The 17193-nt window shown below is 72.9% G+C and carries 14 protein-coding genes; 9 read left to right on the forward strand and 5 right to left on the reverse strand.

The window, feature by feature from the left end; all coding sequences use genetic code 11:
• Positions 1 to 238: 238 nt before the first annotated feature.
• The 3 genes from ABD224_RS00840 to ABD224_RS00850 are packed head-to-tail and all read left to right on the forward strand — an operon-like array spanning position 239 to position 5526.
• A complete protein-coding gene (locus tag ABD224_RS00840) occupies positions 239 to 2065 on the forward strand; it encodes a DUF4357 domain-containing protein (RefSeq protein WP_344045563.1) in 1827 nt (608 codons plus the stop codon).
• Positions 2062 to 3360 carry an McrC family protein gene (locus tag ABD224_RS00845; protein WP_344045565.1) on the forward strand — a complete coding sequence of 433 codons (1299 nt, stop codon included), beginning with the start codon at positions 2062 to 2064 and terminating at the stop codon, positions 3358 to 3360. Before ABD224_RS00840 ends, ABD224_RS00845 begins: the two co-directional genes overlap by 4 nt.
• A gap of 30 nt (positions 3361 to 3390) precedes the next feature.
• The gene (locus tag ABD224_RS00850) at positions 3391 to 5526 is read left to right on the forward strand and encodes a UvrD-helicase domain-containing protein (protein ID WP_344045567.1); all 2136 of its coding nucleotides are present in this window, start codon (positions 3391 to 3393) and stop codon (positions 5524 to 5526) included.
• A 151-nt stretch (positions 5527 to 5677) separates the two neighbouring features.
• On the opposite strand, the gene ABD224_RS00855 is transcribed toward ABD224_RS00850, so the two are convergent.
• On the reverse strand, positions 5678 to 6538 hold the full coding sequence (locus ABD224_RS00855) for a sulfurtransferase (RefSeq protein WP_344045569.1): 861 nt from the start codon (positions 6536 to 6538) through the stop codon (positions 5678 to 5680).
• A gap of 289 nt (positions 6539 to 6827) precedes the next feature.
• On the opposite strand from ABD224_RS00855, the gene ABD224_RS00860 reads away from it, so the two are divergent.
• The 3 genes from ABD224_RS00860 (at position 6828) to ABD224_RS00870 (ending at position 9362) form a co-directional block, all read left to right on the forward strand.
• Positions 6828 to 7829, forward strand: coding sequence for an NAD-dependent epimerase/dehydratase family protein (locus ABD224_RS00860; RefSeq protein WP_344045571.1), 1002 nt, complete (start codon positions 6828 to 6830; stop codon positions 7827 to 7829).
• Positions 7830 to 8001: 172 nt separating this feature from the next.
• Positions 8002 to 8745: a glycosyltransferase family 2 protein gene (locus tag ABD224_RS00865; protein ID WP_344045573.1), complete on the forward strand. Its 744-nt coding sequence runs from the start codon at positions 8002 to 8004 to the stop codon at positions 8743 to 8745.
• A complete protein-coding gene (locus ABD224_RS00870; RefSeq protein WP_344045575.1) occupies positions 8742 to 9362 on the forward strand; it encodes a TIGR04282 family arsenosugar biosynthesis glycosyltransferase in 621 nt (206 codons plus the stop codon). Before ABD224_RS00865 ends, ABD224_RS00870 begins: the two co-directional genes overlap by 4 nt.
• Positions 9363 to 9414: 52 nt before the next feature.
• On the opposite strand, the gene ABD224_RS00875 is transcribed toward ABD224_RS00870, so the two are convergent.
• Both ABD224_RS00875 and ABD224_RS00880 read right to left on the reverse strand, forming a co-directional pair.
• Positions 9415 to 9882: a hypothetical protein gene (locus tag ABD224_RS00875; RefSeq protein WP_344045577.1), complete on the reverse strand. Its 468-nt coding sequence runs from the start codon at positions 9880 to 9882 to the stop codon at positions 9415 to 9417.
• Positions 9882 to 11189, reverse strand: coding sequence for a molybdopterin-dependent oxidoreductase (locus ABD224_RS00880; RefSeq protein ID WP_344045579.1), 1308 nt, complete (start codon positions 11187 to 11189; stop codon positions 9882 to 9884). Before ABD224_RS00880 ends, ABD224_RS00875 begins: the two co-directional genes overlap by 1 nt.
• A gap of 189 nt (positions 11190 to 11378) precedes the next feature.
• Here ABD224_RS00880 and ABD224_RS00885 point away from each other — a divergent pair, with 189 nt between their 5' ends.
• On the forward strand, positions 11379 to 12842 hold the full coding sequence (locus ABD224_RS00885; protein WP_344045781.1) for a hypothetical protein: 1464 nt from the start codon (positions 11379 to 11381) through the stop codon (positions 12840 to 12842).
• Positions 12843 to 12917: 75 nt separating this feature from the next.
• On the opposite strand, the gene ABD224_RS00890 is transcribed toward ABD224_RS00885, so the two are convergent.
• Positions 12918 to 13316 (reverse strand): RidA family protein, encoded by a 399-nt coding sequence (locus tag ABD224_RS00890; protein WP_344045581.1) that lies wholly within the window; start codon positions 13314 to 13316, stop codon positions 12918 to 12920.
• Complete coding sequence (locus ABD224_RS00895; protein ID WP_344045583.1) at positions 13313 to 14452, reverse strand: acyl-CoA dehydrogenase family protein; 1140 nt, start codon at positions 14450 to 14452, stop codon at positions 13313 to 13315. The genes ABD224_RS00890 and ABD224_RS00895 overlap by 4 nt, the downstream gene beginning before the upstream one ends.
• A 143-nt stretch (positions 14453 to 14595) precedes the next feature.
• On the opposite strand from ABD224_RS00895, the gene ABD224_RS00900 reads away from it, so the two are divergent.
• Positions 14596 to 16221 carry an AMP-binding protein gene (locus ABD224_RS00900; RefSeq protein WP_344045585.1) on the forward strand — a complete coding sequence of 542 codons (1626 nt, stop codon included), beginning with the start codon at positions 14596 to 14598 and terminating at the stop codon, positions 16219 to 16221.
• A gap of 131 nt (positions 16222 to 16352) precedes the next feature.
• Positions 16353 to 17174 (forward strand): PaaX family transcriptional regulator, encoded by an 822-nt coding sequence (locus ABD224_RS00905; protein ID WP_344045587.1) that lies wholly within the window; start codon positions 16353 to 16355, stop codon positions 17172 to 17174.
• Positions 17175 to 17193: the final 19 nt, after the last annotated feature.

Raw genomic sequence — 17193 nt, forward strand, 5'->3', positions numbered from 1 at the left:
CCGCGCGCCGTTCGGCCGCGGCGGTCGACTCCCCACCCATGGCACCCCCACTTCGGCAATCCGGCGTCGAATCGCCCCAAAGGAGACCGGCCGGATACGTTCACACCTTAGAGCCCACCCGTTTACAGCGTCAACACATGAGTGATTAAACTTCAATCGCAATCAAAGTTCAATTGACAGTGTCAACAGGTAAAGTGTGCGGGGTCCGCGCAGACCGAGTCCTGTCCGGAAGGTCCTCATGCCGCAGCACGAACGCCTCCCCGGCACACCTGAGTTCCGCATCAGGCTTCCCAAGGGAGGCGGTGAGGCGCGTGGGTATCCGCTCACCGAGTTCGGCGACAACGGCACGCACAAGTTCCTCCTGCGGGAGGGTTCGGCGGTGTCCGCCGAGTCATGGCCCAGACTCAGCGGATACGTACGCCGGTTGCGTGAGGAGCTGCGCGCGGACGGCGGACTCGTCGATGCCCCCGCCGGTCCCGACGGGCCGCAGACACCGCCGTGCTGGGTGACGACCCGGGACATCGCGTGCAACTCCTCATCGGCCGCCGCCTCGCTGGTGTACGGCTACGACGCTTCGGGCCCGGAGGCCTGGCGGACCGACGAGGGTCACCCGCTCGTCGACTACCAGGCGCCCAGCTGGCGTGCCCCGCGCAAGGCGTGGCTGGTGCGCGGCAACAACGTCTCCGGGCACAACCTGGTGCGGCAGCTGTGGCTGAAGGAGGGGTTCGTCTCGCTCGCGGCCACGCATCTGCCGCGCCTGGAGGAGACCGACCCGACCAAGAGCGCACTGCGCCGCTTCGTCGAGGAGGGGTACGAGCAGGCGGCTTCGTACCACCAGAAGCGGAGCTTCGTCGATGAGTTCCACGCCTTCCTGACCCAGATGCGCGTGGGCGACACGGTGGCCACCTTCTCCGACGGCCGCCTGTACATCGGGGAGATCACCGGGGACGCCGTGCAGACCGCGTCGCCGGACGGGCTGTCCAATCTGCGCCGGACCGTGGCCTGGGAGGCGGACAGCCACGTGTACGAGGACCTGCCGGACGACGTGCAGCAGAAGCTGTCCCTGCAGCACGACGTCGTCGACCTGACCGGTGTCCTGGAGGCGCTGGACAGGCTGCCCGGGCGCAGCGGGAGCACGGATCCGGCGACGGCCGGCAGCGGACTTCCCGCCGTGGACGGGCAGGCCCAGCAGGAGGTGTCGCTGCCGCCCGTCACCGACGCGCTCGCCGACAGGCTCCTCGTCCACGACCGGGCCTGGCTGGAGGAGCTGCGCGAAATCCTCCTCGACGAGAAGCAGCTGGTGTTCCACGGTCCGCCGGGCACGGGCAAGACGTATCTGGCGCTGGAACTGGCCGAGTACTTCGGCGGCGGCCCGGAACAGGTCAAGATCGTGCAGTTCCACCCCTCGTACACCTATGAGGACTTCTTCGAGGGGTTCCGGCCCGTGGAAGACCCCGAGACACAGGAGGTGGCCTTCCGGCTGACGGCCGGTCCGCTGCGGGAGCTCGCCGACCTCGCCCTGCGCGAGGGCAATCAGCACGTCCCGTACTTCCTGGTCATCGACGAGATCAACCGCGCCAATCTCGCGAAGGTCTTCGGCGAGCTGTACTTCCTCCTGGAGTACCGGAGGAGGTCGGTCCGTCTGACCTACTCGGGGGACGACTTCGCGCTGCCGCCCAACCTCTTCGTGATCGGCACGATGAACACCGCCGACCGGTCGATCGCCCTGGTCGACGCGGCGATGCGGCGCCGTTTCGCGTTCGTGGAACTCTCGCCGCGCAGCGAGCCGACCGCCGGACTGCTCGCGCGCTGGCTGAAGCGCGAGGGCAGGGACCTGGAGCCCGCCCGTCTCCTCGATGCGCTCAACGCCCGTATCGGGGACGCCGACTTCGCGATCGGCCCGTCGTATCTGATGAAGCCCGGGGTCTACCGCGACGGCGGCCTCGAACGGGTCTGGCGCACGAAGATCCTGCCCCTGCTGGAGGAACACCACTACGGCGAGGGCCTCGACGTCGCCGCCCGCTACGGCCTCGACGCGCTGCGCGGACAGCGCCCGTCGGCATGAGCGCGGCGGGCACGGGCCCGGCGGCTGCGGGCGCGCACCCGGCGATGCCCGTGGGCGAGGTGACGCTGCGCGAGTACGGGCCCGCCGTCTCCGTCCCCCTGGACGCCGGCGCCGGGCGGGCCCTTGCCGCCTCCGGCATCCTGCGGAGCGCCACCCCGGACCCCGGCCGGGACGGGCACTGGCTGCTGCGGGCGGGCAGCCTGGTCGGTGCCGTGCGCACACCCGGCGGTCCGGTCGTACGGATCATGCCCAAAACCCCGGTGCGCCGGCTGTTCTTCCTGCTCGGGTTCAGCCTCGACCCGGCACGCGCCTGGCGCGACAGCCGGGAGGGCACCATCGACACCGGCACGTACGACGACGTCGTCCCCGCGCTCGCGCACGCCGTGGAGCGGCAGATCGACGCGGCACTGCGCCAGGGGGTCCTCCAGGGCTACCGGGAGGTGGAGGAGTCCGCGCTGGTCGTACGCGGGCGGATCCGTGAGGCCGAGCAGATCCGGCGGCACTTCGGCCGCACCCCGCCCGTGGAGATCGCCTACGACGCGTACACCGCCGACATCGCCGAGAACCGTATCCTGCGCGCCGCCGCCGAGCGGCTGCTGCGGCTGCCGGACGTCCCCGGTCCCGTCCGGCGGCGCCTGGCCCATCAGCGCGTCCGCCTCGCCGACGCCCGGCCGCTGGTGCGGGGGCAGGAACTGCCCCGGTGGCAGCCGTCCCGCCTCAACTCCCGCTACCGGCCCGCACTGCGGCTCGCCGAGGCCGTCCTGCGCGGCACCTCGCCGGAGCACCGGCCCGCCGGGGCCGAGCCGCTCGCCGTGGACGGCTTCCTGCTCGACATGAACCAGCTGTTCGAGGACTTCGTCACCGTCGCCCTGCGCGAGGCCCTGCGGGAGCACGGACTGACCGCGCGGCTCCAGGACATCCACCACCTCGACACCGCGGGCCTCGTCCGCATGCGTCCCGATCTCGTCGTCCGCACCGGCGACGGCCGCACCCCGCTCGCCGTCGTCGACGCCAAGTACAAGGTCGAGAAGGCCGACGGGCTTCTCAACGCCGACCTGTACCAGGCGCTCGCGTACGCCACCGTGCTCGGTCTGCGCGAGGCACATCTGGTGTACGCGGCCGGACGGCACCCCGAGCGCTTCCACGAGGTGCGCGGAACGGCGGGACCGGACGGGCGAGGGACAAGGCTGTACCAGCACAGCCTCGACCTCTCCCGCGAACCGGGACAACTCCTGGCCACCCTCCGGGGGATCGCCGGCCGGCTGGCCGGTGCCGCCCCGCACTCGCGATCGTGAAACACCGTCGGACGGAAGGGAAGAGACCTCATGCCCCGGCTCGCCCTCGCCCAGAGTTTCTGGGACAGCTACGACACACTCGAAAAGCCGGTACGGGCCGGAGTGCGCAAGGCCATGGCGAAGTTCCAGGCCATGAGCGTCGCCGAACTCAACGCGGACAAGGGACTGCACCTGGAGTCCGTCGAGAACGCCCGTGACCGGCGGATACGCACCATTCGCATCACCGACTTCTGGCGGGGCGTCGTCCTCGCCCCCGACGACGGCAGTGATGTGTTCCTGCTGGTCAACGTTCTGCCGCACGACGACGCCTATGCCTGGGCGGCGAAGCGCCTGTACAGCACGAACACCGCGACCCGTGCCCTGGAGGTGCGCGACGCCGTCGCCCTGGACGAACTGACACCGGTGTACGAGACAGCCGCGCGCACGGCCCCCCGACGGCTGTTCGCGGACATCTCCGACGGCACCCTGCGCGAACTCGGCATCGACGACCAGGTGCTGCGCGCCGCGCGGTCCATGGTGGACAAGGCCCAGCTGGAGGCGTTCTCCGCGCTCCTGCCGGAGGACCAGCGGGAGGTTCTGGAGTACCTCGCCGAGGGCTTCGACCCGGAGGATGTCTACCGGGACGTCGTCGCCGTCCGCCGGCCCGCCGACGCGCCCGCCGAACCGGTCGAGGACCTGGCCACGGCGATCGCCAACACCCCCGCGCGCATCCGCCTGGTCACCGGGCCGCAGGAGCTGGAGGACATCCTGGAGAAGCCGTTCGCCGCCTGGCGGATCTTCCTCCACCCCTCCCAGCGGCGCGTCGCCTACCGCACCTCGTACGGGGGTCCCGCCCAGGTCACCGGCGGACCCGGGACGGGCAAGACCGTGGCCGCCCTGCACCGGGTCAAGCACCTGCTCGGCCGTTCCGGCGACGGCCGCATCCTGCTCACCACGTACACGAACGCACTCGCCGCCGGGCTGCGCGAGATGCTCGGTCTGCTCCTCGACGAGGACGAGAAACTGCTGGCGCGGGTCGACGTGACGACGGTCGACGCCTACGCGCACAGCGTCGTACGCGCGAGGTCGGCGAACACGCCCAAGCCGATCGGGGACCGGGAGCAGCAGCAGCTGTGGGAGAAGGTCGTCAAGCAGCTCGGTCTGCCGTTCACCGCCCAGTTCCTGGCCCAGGAGTACCGGCACGTCGTCCTCGGCCAGGACCTTCGCGATCTCGACTCCTACCTCGGCGCGAGCCGCCGCGGCCGCGGCACCGGCCTCGGGCCCGCGCGGCGCCGGGAGGTGTGGAGCGGCGTGGAACGGTTCGAACAGCTTCTGCGCGACCGCAAGGAGACCACACATCTGCGGGTCTGCGCCCGCGCGGCGGAACTCCTCGCCGACGGGCCGGCCCCGTACGCCCATGTCGTCGTCGACGAGGCCCAGGACCTGCACCCCGCGCAGTGGCGTGTGCTGCGCGCCGCCGTCTCCCCCGGCCCCGACGACCTGTTCATCACCGGCGACCCGCACCAGCGGATCTACGACTCCCGGGTGTCACTCGGCTCCCTGGGCATCACCACGGCCGGCCGCAGCTTCCGGTTGCGTGTCAACTACCGCTCCACCGAGGAGATCCTCGCCTGGTCGACGCAGCTCCTCGCGCCCGTCACCGTCGACACGCTCGAAGGCGAGGGAACGGACTCACTCGCCGGATACCTCTCCCTGCTCCACGGGCGCCGCCCCCAGGTGCAGGGCTACGCGACCCGGCAGGAGGAGACCAAGGCCCTGGTGGACCGGGTCCGAACCCTGCTCGCCGAGGGCCTGGCACCGCACGAGATCGGCGTGTGCGCGCGCTTCAACCTCTCCCTGGACGCGGCCGAGGAGAAGCTGAGGGCCGCCGGCATCCCGGTGCTGCGGGTCAAAGGACAGGTCGACCAGGGCACCGAGGGGGTGCGGCTGGCGACGATGCACGCGATGAAGGGGCTGGAGTTCCGGGCGGTGTCCGTCCTCGGTGTCAGCGAGGGCGCCGTCCCGTTCCCCCGTGGGATCACCCCGCGCGAGGCGGACCCGCTGCAGCACGAGGCCGACCTGCTCCGGGAGCGCTGTCTCCTCTTCGTCGCCTGTACACGCGCCCGTGAAGCGCTGAGTGTGACGTGGAGCGGGACTCCGAGCCCGTTTCTGCCGCAAGCCGCCTGACCGGCTGCCCGGCGCGGATCAGTGCGGAGCACCCGTCAAGGTGCTCCGCACGGCCCTCGCTCCTCCGGCACCAGGACGCCCGTGAACCGTCGCCCTCGCCCCTTCGACCGGGGCGGCTCGCCCACGGCATCCTTCCTGGACGTCAGCGCTGTCAGCCGACCTCGAGCGGGAGGGCCGGGTCGGCGGCCCACTCGGTGAGGGAACCGTCGTAGACGGCGGCGTCGGGGCGGCCGAGGAGGGCCAGCTGGAAGGCCAGGGTGGTGGCGGCGATGCCGCTGCCGCAGTACGTGATGACCTTCTTGGACTCGTCCAGGGTCCCGGCCTCGCCGAGGAGCCCGCGGATCTCGTCGGGATCGTGGAGGAGGCCGTCGGAGTCGGCGAGGTCGGGGAAGGGGACGTTCGTGCTGGAGGGAATGCGGCCCGGCCGGGCGCAGGTCCTGCGGGTGCCGGTGAAGGTGGGGCGGTCGAGGCAGTTCACCAGCTGGATGCCCGGGTCGTCGATCGCGGCGAGGACCGTGTCCTTGTCGGCGTGGAGCTCGGGACGGCGCCGGGCGGTGAACACGGCGGGCTCGTTGGACTCCACGCCGCTCCTGACCGCGTGGCCCGCCCGGGTCCAGGCGGCGAGGCCGCCGTTCAGCACCGACACGTCGTCGAAGCCCTCGTACCGCAGGTTCCACCACAGCCGGGTGGCCCAGATGTTCATGCCCTGGTCGTAGACGACCGCATGGGTGCCGGGGCCGACGCCGAGGGCGCCGATCCGGGCGGCGAAGGTCTCGCTGTCGAGCGCGGTGAACATGGTGGCCGCGTCGGGGTCGGCGAGATCGTGCAGCAGGTCGGCGAAGACGGCGCCGGGGATGTGGGCCTTCTCGTACGCCCGGCGGCCCGATTCGAACTCGTAGTAGCCGTCGCCCTCGGGCTGGGTGAGGAAGGTGGTGGCGTCGAGGATCCGGAGCGCGGGGTCCTCGAGGCGCTCGTGCAGCCAGGCCGGGTCCACCAGCAGGGGAGGGGACATACGTGCCTCCTTTGTTCTTGCAGCCCGGGTTCTTGCAGCCCGGACAGGACACCGAGGCGCCCTGCACATGCCCTCTTTGTGCAGTATGTCCCACCTTGCTTCTTCTGGGGATCCGGACAGCTCGAGGGGCCCGGGTCCCACCCGTGGCCGTGCGGGTGCGTCACCGGCCGACGCCAGCCGGGCCACAGCGAGTCCGCGCCGGCTCCTGCGGGTTCTTCCGCTCCTTCCGCCGGACTGCGAGCGGTGCGACAACCCGATGAATCCGATGAATCACCACTAACGTGATCATATGCGCGTACTGGTCACCGGCGGTGCCGGGTTCATCGGGTCCCATGTCGTGTCCGTGCTCCGGGAGCGCGGACATGAGCCGCTCGTGTTCGACGTGCGGGAGGATCCCCGCGCCGACGTGCGGGACCCGGAAGCCGTCAAACGCGCCCTGTCCGGAGTGGACGCCGTGTGCCACCAGGCCGCGATGGTCGGGCTCGGCAACGGGATCTTTGACGCGGCGGAGTACGTCCTGCGCAACGACCTGGGCACCGCCGTGCTGCTCGCCGCCATGGCGGAGGCCGGTGTCAGGCGCCTCGTGCTGGCCGGATCGATGGCCGTCTACGGGGAAGGGCGGTACACGTGCCCGCGGCACGGGAACGTACGGCCCGGACCGCGTTCCGTCGCCGACCTCGACGCGGGCCGCTTCGAGCCCACCTGCCCGGTGTGCGGGGACGCCCTCTCCCCCAGCCCGGTCGACGAGGACGTCCCGGCCGATCCCCGGAACGTGTACGCGGCGACCAAGCTCGCCCAGGAGCACCTGGCCGCCGCCTGGGCCCGCTGCACCGGAGGGTCGGCGGTGTCGCTGCGCTATCACAACGTGTACGGCCCCGGAATGCCGCGTGACACCCCGTACGCCGGTGTCGCCTCCTTCTTCCTCTCGGCGCTCGCCCGGGGCGAGGCACCGCGCGTGTTCGAGGACGGGCGGCAGCTGAGGGACTTCGTGCACGTCCGGGACGTGGCGGCGGCCAATGCGGTGGCGCTGGAGGCGGAGGCCGCCCCGGGGGTGCTCACGACGTACAACACCGGCAGCGGTGAACCGCACACCGTCGGCGAGATGGCGCGGGCGCTGGCCGCCGCGTACGGCGGGCCCGAGCCGGTGGTCACCGGCGAGTACCGGCTCGGGGACGTACGGCGCATCGTCGCGGACTCGTCGCGCCTGCGGGCCGAGCTGGGGTGGCGGCCTGAGATCGGTTTCGAGGAGGGCATGACGGAGTTCGCGCGGGCCGGGATGCGGGAGACATAGGACCTGGCGGACCGGCGGTACTGCCCGCGCCGCGTCCGAGAAGCGCTGGCGGGCGGGCCGCGCGCCCCAGGGGACTCCGGGGTACTTGTACAACCGCTGCCGCTGCCGGTACCCCCGGATGCCTTCCCGGCGGCCCTGGGTATCCGCGTCTCACCGGGAACAGGAGTCTTGTATGCCCGATTCATCCTTGTGGGGTGAGAGCGTGACGACGACTCCTTCGGACGGCGATGTCGATGTGGTGCTGCCCTGTCTGAACGAGGCCGAGGCCCTTCCCTGGGTCCTCGCACGGATCCCGCCGGGCTGGCGCGCGCTCGTCGTCGACAACGGTTCCACCGACGGCTCGGCCGAGGTCGCCCGCGCGTGCGGCGCGACCGTCGTGCACGAGCCGCGCCGGGGCTTCGGCGCCGCCTGCCACGCCGGGCTGACCGCCGCCACCGCCGACGTGGTGTGCTTCTGCGACGGCGACGCCTCTCTCGACCCGTCGCTCCTCGTCCCCTTCGTCCGTGAGGTCCAAGGCGGCGGAGCCGACCTGGTACTCGGCCGACGGTGTCCGCGCGGCCGGGGCGCGTGGCCCGTGCACGCCCGCGCCGGCAATCTGGCGCTCGCCCGGATGCTGCGCCGCCGCACCGGGCTGCGCCTGCACGACCTCGGTCCCCTGCGCGCCGCCCGCCGCAAGCCCCTGCTCGCCCTCGGCCTCACCGACCGGCGCAGCGGTTATCCGCTCCAGATGGTCGTCCGCGCGGCCGACGCCGGCTGGCGGATCGTCGAGCACGACGTGCCGTACCTGCCGCGCACCGGGGCCTCGAAGGTCACGGGCACCTGGCGCGGCACCTGGCAGGCCGTGCGGGACATGAGCCGCGTGCTGGGCGAACCTCCCAGCGCACCTCCCGCACACGAAGGAGGACGCGTTCGTTGACCACGCTCCTCGTCATCGCCAAGGAGCCTCGGCCGGGCCGGGTCAAGACCCGGCTCACCCCGCCGTTCACGCCCGGTCAGGCGGCGGAGCTGGCCGAGGCCGCCCTCGTGGACACCCTGCGGGCCGTGGCGGCCGCGCCCGCCTCCCGGCGCGTCCTCGTCCTCGACGGCACCCCCGGCCCCTGGCTGCCACCGGGCTTCGACGTCGTGCCGCAGTGCGCGGGCGGGCTGGACGAACGGCTGGCGGACGCCTTCGCGCACTGCGACGGCCCGGCCCTGCTCATCGGCATGGACACCCCACAGGTGACGCCGGAGCTGCTCACCGTGGACTTCACCGACTGCGACGCCCACTTCGGCCCGGCCGAGGACGGCGGCTTCTGGGCCCTCGGCCTGGCGCGCCCCGATCCCGGGCTGCTGCGGGGCGTGCCCATGTCGGCCCCGACGACGGGAGCGGTCCAACGGGACCGGCTCCTCACCGCCGGTCTGCGGGTGCGTGACCTGCCGCTCCTGCGCGACGTCGACACCGCCGCCGACGCCCGTGCCGTCGCCGCCCTGGCCCCGCACGGCCGTTTCGCGGCCCGGCTGGCCCGGTGCACGGCGGCCGTCACCGGCCCCTGACCCGCCGCGGAGCCGCCCCGACCCGCGCATGGCACATCCCGGGAGGGGCCGGTCAGCGGGCGTCCGGCTGACGGTGCTTCGCCGTTCCGCGCAGCCGCAGCACCAGCAGCAGCGCCGAACCGCCGAAGAGGGCGGCGGTGATCAGCAGCCAGCGGGCGAGGAACACATCCGTCGACATCCCGGTGACGAGCCGGTAGCGCCGCTCCACCATGCCGCTGATCAAGGGGAACCACACCAGAAGGAGCAGCCCTGATAGGGCCGCCGGTACGCGCACGTACAGCGTCCACTCCCGGCGCCGGGCCGCGTCGAGCCCCCGTACGACCGCCCGGTCCGCGACCGTGTACAAGGGCAGCAGCACGAGGTCGTGCAGCAGCGCCGCCCCCACGAACCACAGCGCCACGCCGAACCAGTCGCCCGCGAGCAGCCGCACCCCCGCATAGGCGGTGAGCGCGAACGAGCAGGCGAGCAGCAGGATCTGCAGGGGGCTGCCGATCGGAATACGGGCGAGCGGCGGGCGCATCACAGGTCTCCGAACGTCAGCCGGGCCACCCACTTGGTGTTGAGCACACCGGGCGCGGCGGGCACGATGACCCGCGCCGGCCGGCCGTGGTCGAGGGACAGCTCCTCGCCGTTGACGTACAGGGCGAGCAGGGAACGCGGGTCGGCCACCTGGTTGGCGCGCAGCGCGGCCTTCCGGAAGGCGCCGCGTCGCTGGAGGGACTCGACGAACACGTCCGGCGGGTCGTCGTACCCGACGAGCGCCGCGAGGTCGCGCAGCCGCACCCCGCGCCACCACTGGTCCGACGTCGACCAGCCCTCCACGCAGGCGATGGGCAGTGCCGCGCTGTGCAGGGGGAGCCGGAGCAGCTCCTCCCGGCCGAGACGCACGGTGCCCGTGCGTCCGGTGACGACGAGCCGCCATGCGTCCTCGCCCGTCTCCGCCGCGTCGATCCCGGCGTACGCGGCGGTCTTGTTGATCTGGAAGCCGTTCGGACCCTCGCCGGGGTCGCCACCGCCGTGCGGTGCGAGGAGGGCGGTGCGCCGCAGCGGACCGTCGGTGTTCTGCCCCGCCGTGGTGGCGAACAGCAGCAGTGAGCCGCCTCCGACGAACCACAGGGCGCCCCGCCGGGAGACAGTCGGCTCGGCGGGGCGCGGGGACACCAGGTCGTCCCTCTCCTCCCGCGGGTCCTCCCGCGGGCCCTCCCGCGGGCCTTCCTGCGGGCCCTCCTGCGGGCTCTCCCGTGGGCCCTTGCGCAGGTGCCGCAGAGTGCGCAGCGCCGTGGGCATCCTCAGCAGCACATGGACGACGAACGCGGCGAAGAACACCCACGCTCCGTAGAAGTGCAGCGGGTAGAAGGAGCCGGGGAAGACATAGTCGAGCTGGATGTTGAGCACGCCGGTCACGAACTGGAACAGTGCGCCGCCCACCAGGAACAGCAGCGAGATCCGCTCCAGGGCGTGCGCGAGCGATCGGGCCGGCGGCAGCGCGAACAGCCGCGGCACCACGGACCACAGCTTGGCGAGCAGGACGGGGACCAGGGTGATGCCGAGGGTGACGTGAACGCCCTGGTTGAGCCGGTACAGCCAGTGCGGGTTCGTCGGCCAGGCGAAGAGGTAGAAGCCGAGGATCCCCTTGTCCGGTGTCATGTCGTTCACCGGCGACAGGTCGGGGTTGTAGGCGGCGTACGAGACCAGTCCCGTCACGAACAGCACGGTGATGCCGGCGAACAGGACCAGGCCCAGCACCGAGGTGAACCGGAGGCCGCGCAGGGGGCTGCGCCAGAAGCCGGGCGAGGAGGGAGACCTCGGGGCGTCGGGATCGCGCATGTTCCGACGGTATGCCGGGAGGGATCACCCCGCGAAAGGACGCGTGCTCCTGGGCGAAACGCTGACACCGGGCCCGGACGGCGGGCCATGGCCGGCCGCGCGGCCTAGCGTTCCGGTGTGACCCGCACCCCGCCCTCCCCTGGGCCCGGCGCCCCGTCCTCTCCCGGGCCCGGCACCGCGCACTCCCGCGTGCCCCGCGGCCCAAGCCGCGACCTGGGCCGTGATCTGTGCGCAGCCGGGGCCGCCGTGCTGCTCGTGACCGCGGCCGTGCTGGCCGGCCACCGCATCCAGAGGACCAGCCGTACGCTGTTCGCCGACTGGCCCCCGCTGCTGGCGTCCTGGGAGCCCCATCTCGGTCCCGGCACTCCGGCGGCCGTTCTGGTGGCGGTCGCCACCGTGGCGTACGGGCCCTCCCTCGCGGCCCGTCTCCCCTGGCGGGCTCTGGTCCCCCTGACCTGGGGCGCGGCCATGGCGTGGACCTACTCCCTCGCCCTGGTCGACGGCTGGCACCGGGGCATCGCCGTCCGGCTCACCACCCCCCACGAGTACCTCCGGGCCATCGACCGCTTCCACGACATCCCGGCGGCACTGCGGGGCTTCACCGGGCACATCCTGCTCGGCTCCCCCGACCACTGGCCCGCCCATGTCGCCGGTCATCCGCCGGCGGCCACGCTCACCTTCGTCCTGCTCGACCGGATCGGACTGCGGGGCGGGGGCTGGGCCGGGGTGTGGTGCATCACCGTCGGGGCGACGGCCTGCGTGGCGGTGCTGGTCACGGTCCGCGTCCTGGCCGACGAGGGACTCGCCCGCACAGCGGCGCCCTTCCTCGCCCTGGCCCCGGCCGCCGTGTGGATGGGCACCTCGGCCGACGCGTACTTCGCGGCGGTGGCCGCGTGGGCGGTGGCGCTGCTCGCGCTGGCGGTCACCGGGCGGTCCTGGGGGCGGGCGGGGGCGTCGGGACTGCTGTCCGGGCTGCTGTTCGGTCTGACCTGCTATCTGTCGTACGGTCTCACGCTCGTCGCACTGATCGCGGCGGCGGTCCTGGTGCTCGGCCGGCGCGGGATCCGGGAGCGCCCCGCTCTGCTGGTGCCCCTGCTCGCCGGGCTGGCGGTGGTCCCGACGGTGTTCACGCTCGCCGGGTTCGACTGGTGGGAGGCGTACCGGCTGCTGGTCACGCGCTATCACCAGGGCGTGGGGGACATCCGTCCCTACGGCTACTGGGTGTGGGCCGATCTCGCCTGCACGGTGCTCGTCACGGGCCTGGCGACGGCGGCGGGTCTGCGGCGGGCCGGTGCGGTGCTCGTCCGGCGCCGTGGCGACGTGCTCTCCCGCCCCGCGGGTGCCGTTGCCGACGCCCGTCTCGCGCTCCTTGTGTGCGCGGCGCTCCTCGCGCTGCTGGTCGCCGATCTGTCCGGCATGAGCAAGGCGGAGACGGAACGCATCTGGCTGCCCTTCACGCTGTGGCTGCTCCCGGCATGCGCGTTCCTCGCCCTCCCTTGTGCTTCCGGCTTCTCCCTCCCCCGTGCTTCCGGCCCCTCCCCCTCCCTTGCGTCCGGTTCCGCTCCGGCAGGGGGCGTCCCCCTCCGTGCCTGGCTCACCGCCCAGGCGCTGCTCGCCCTGCTCCTCAACCATCTGCTGATCACCCGGTGGTGACCGCTTCCGCGGGAAGCACGGCCGACGGGCCGCCCGGACCGGTTCAGCGGGTCCGGCCGGCCCGTCCGCCGGCCGTCACGGCAGGACCGCGAAGCCGTCCAGTTCGACCAGGGCCTTCTCGTCCCACAGGCGGACGACTTCGACGACCGCCATCGCCGGGTAGTCCCGGCCGGCGAGCCGGCGCCAGCAGCGGCCGAGTTCGGGGGCGTGGGCGCGGTATGCGGCGAGGTCGGTGGTGTACACCGTGACGCGGGCGAGGTCGGCGGGGGTGCCGCCGGCGGAGCGCAGGGCGGTGAGAAGGTTGGCCAGGGCGCGTTCGAACTGTTCGGGGAGGGTGTCGCCGACCACCTTGCCGTCCGTGTCCAGCGCGGTCTGGCCGGCCAGGAACAGGACCCGGGAGCCGGTGGCGACCACGGCGTGGGAGAAGCCCGTGGGCGGGGACAGATCGGGCGGGTTGACGCGTTCGACGGTCATGGGGCCTCCCCGGTGGGATGCGGCTCGGCGTACAGCTCCCTGGCGATGATCTCCCGCTGCACCTCGCTCGCCCCCTCGTAGACGCGGGGCGCGCGGACCTCGCGGTAGAGGTGTTCGAGGAGGTGGCCGCGGGCCAGGGCGCGGGCGCCGTGCAGCTGGACAGCGGTGTCGACGACGTACTGCGCGGTCTCGGTGGCGAGCAGTTTCGCCATGGCGGCGCGCCGGGGGACGTCCGGGGCACCCTCGTCGTACGCCGTCGCCGCCGCGTACACCATCAGCCGGGCCGCCTCCGTGCGCAGGGCCATCTCGGCGACCTGGTGGGCGACCGTCTGAAGGTCCTTCAGGGTGCCGCCGAAGGCCTTCCGGCGCGCGGTGTGGGCGAGGGTCGCGTCCAGCGCCGCCTGTGCCATGCCCACGGCGAACGCGCCGACGCTGGGACGGAACAGGTTGAGTGTGTTCATGGCGACCCGGAAGCCGCCGTCCACCTCGCCGACCACGTCGTCCGCCGTGACGGGGACGTCGTCGAAGTCGAGCGCGCCGACGGGGTGCGGGGCGAGCATCTCCAGCGCGGTACCGGTCAGGCCGGGACGGTCCGCCGGAACCAGGAACGCGGTCACCCCCCGGGACCGGACGTCCGGGGTCGTGCGCGCGAAGACGATGTGGACGTCGGCCTCGGGGGCGTTGGAGATCCAGCACTTCCGTCCGGTGAGCCGCCAGCGGCCCTGCCCCTCCGGTGCGGCGCGGAGGGTCAGCGCCGCCGCGTCCGAGCCCGCGTCCGGCTCGCTGAGGGCGAAGGCCGCCACCGCGCTGCCCTCGATCACCCGCGGCAGCCAGCGGGCGCGCTGGGCCGGGGTGCCGTGGGCGTGCAGCGGGTGGGCTCCCAGGCCCTGGAGGGCGAGGGCGGTCTCGGCCTCGGTGCAGACGTACGCGAGGGACTCCCGCATCAGGCACAGGTCCAGCGCGCCCGAGGTGAACAGGCGCTCCAGCAGGCCGAGTCGGCCGAGTTCCGCGAGCAGCGGGCGGTTGACGCGGCCCGGCTCGCCCCGGTCCGCGAGCGGACGCAGCCGGTCGGCGGCCAGAGCGCGCAACTCGGCGCACCAGGCGGCCTGTTCGGGTCCGAGCGAGAATGCGGGCATACGCCGGTCCTCCTCCGCGACGGTCCCGTGCGACCGGGACACAGCGACCGGAACGCAGTCACCGTATCGCGCACCATTGACTGTCGTCATCAGCGCGCTACGCTCCCGATGCGAGCCCACCACGGCAAAGGGGGCGAACCATCATGGATCCGACCAGGACCGGCATACAACCGCCGACGGCCTCGGCCCATGTCGACACCTTCGCACGCGACCGTCTCCCACCCCCGGACCAGTGGCCCGAACTCCGCTTCGACCTGCCCGAGCTGCGCTATCCCGACCGGCTGAACTGCGCCGTCGAACTGCTGGACCACGCCGACGCCGACCGCCCGGTCTTCCGCACCCAGGCCGGAGAGACCTGGAGCTACGGCGAGCTGCGCACCCGTGTCGACCGCATCGCGCACCTGCTCACCGGCGCCCTCGGCGTCGTCCCCGGCAACCGCGTCCTGCTGCGCGGCCCGACCACCCCCTGGCTGGCGGCCTGCTGGCTGGCCGTGCTGAAGGCCGGCGCGATCGCCGTCACCGTCCTGGCCCAGCACCGCCCGCACGAGCTGCGCACGATGTGCGAGATCGCCCAGGTCCGGCACGCGCTGTGCGACATCCGGTCCGTCGACGACCTGGCCAAGGCGGAGATACCCGGGCTCGCCGTGACCACCTACGGCGGCGACGCCCCCGACGACCTCCTGCGCCGCCCGGCGCCCGAAGCCCCCTTCCCGGCCGTGGACACCGCCGCCGACGACGTCGCGCTCATCGCGTTCACCTCGGGCACCACCGGACGCCCCAAGGGCTGCGTGCACTTCCACCGGGACGTGCTGGCAATCGCCGACACCTTCTCGAAGCATGTGCTCAGACCCCGCGCGGACGACCTCTTCGCGGGCAGTCCCCCGCTGGGGTTCACCTTCGGGCTCGGCGGGCTCGTCGTCTTCCCGATGCGCGCCGGCGCCTGTGCGCTGCTGCTCGAACAGGCCGCTCCGCGGCAGCTGTTGGCCGCGGTCGCCGAGCACCGGGTGTCCGTGCTGTTCACCGCGCCCACCGCCTACCGGGCGATGCTCGACGGGCTCGACGCCCACGACGTCTCCTCGCTGCGGCGCTGTGTGTCCGCCGGGGAGAATCTGCCCGCGGCCACCTGGCACGCCTGGCACGAGCGGACCGGGCTGCGCATCATCAACGGCATCGGCGCGACCGAGCTGCTGCACATCTTCATCTCGGCGGCGGACGAGGACATCCGGCCGGGGACCACGGGCGTGCCCGTACCGGGGTGGTACGCGCGCGTGCAGGACGAGCGGGGCGTCCCCGTGCCCGACGGACAGCCGGGCCTGCTCGCCGTCCAGGGGCCGGTCGGCTGCCGCTACCTCGCCGATCCACGGCAACGCGAGTATGTACGGGACGGCTGGAACATCACCGGGGACACCTACGTCCGCGAACCGGACGGCTACTTCCGCTACCTCGCCCGCGCCGACGACATGATCATCTCGGCCGGGTACAACATCGCGGGACCGGAGGTCGAGGAGGCGCTGCTGCGCCACCCGGACGTGCTCGAGGCGGCGGTCGTCGGACGGCCCGACGAGGCCCGCGGGCAGATCGTGGTGGCCCACGTCGTGCCGCGGCCGGGCGCGCCGCGGGACCCGGAGGCGCTGCGCGCACATGTGAAGTCCGAGCTGGCCCCGTACAAGTGCCCGCGCGAGATCGTCTTCCTGGACGCGCTGCCGCGCACAGCCACCGGCAAGCTCCAGCGGTTCCGGCTGCGCGACCGGGGCGGCGGAAGCGGGTGACCGGGGTGACGGAGGCGGGTGACCGGGGCGGCGGGAGCGTGCGCCGCTCCCCAAGCGCCCGCGACGACGGACCGGAGGGCACATCCGTGCGGCGAGGCCGGTGTGACCAGCAGTGATGCCGACGACCTAAAATGATCACCGTGTCCGAGCAGCAGGCGCTACATGCCCCGAGGTCCTTGATCGTCACGCTCTACGGTGCGTACGGCCGCTTCGTTCCGGGCCCGGTGCCCGTCGCCGAGCTGATCCGGCTGCTGGCCGCCGTGGGGGTGGACGCGCCGTCCGTGCGGTCCTCGGTGTCACGGCTCAAGCGGCGCGGCCTGCTGCTGCCGGCCCGTACGGCACAGGGCGCCGCGGGATACGAACTCTCCGCCGAGGCACGGCAGTTGCTGGAGGACGGCGACCGCCGCATCTACGCCACGGAGCAGCCCGGGGACGAGGGCTGGGTGCTGGCGGTGTTCTCCGTGCCCGAGTCCGAGCGCAACAAGCGGCATGTGCTGCGCTCCCGGCTGGCCGCGCTCGGCTTCGGCACGGCGGCACCGGGGGTGTGGATCGCCCCGGCCCGGCTGTACGAGGAGACCCGGCACACGCTGCAGCGGCTGGGCCTGGACCCGTACGTGGACTTCTTCCGCGGCGAGCACCTGGGCTTCACCCCGACCGCGGAGGCGGTCGGACGGTGGTGGGACCTGCCGGCGATCGCCCGGCAGCACGAGGCGTTCCTGGAGCGGCACGCGGGCGTGCTGCGCGCCTGGGAGCAGCGCACGGACACCCCTCCCGAGGAGGCCTACCGCGACTACCTCCTCGCCCTGGACTCCTGGCGTCACCTGCCGTACGCCGACCCGGGTCTGCCCGCCCGGCTGCTGCCCGCCGACTGGCCGGGCACCCGCTCGGCCGCCGTCTTCCGCGGGCTGCACGAACGGCTGCGGGACGCGGGGGCCGAGTTCGTGGGGCTCTGAGCCGCACCGGGCCGCATCC

The sequence above is a fragment of the Streptomyces thermoalcalitolerans genome (assembly GCF_039525155.1).
In the GTDB taxonomy this organism is placed as follows: domain Bacteria; phylum Actinomycetota; class Actinomycetes; order Streptomycetales; family Streptomycetaceae; genus Streptomyces; species Streptomyces thermovulgaris.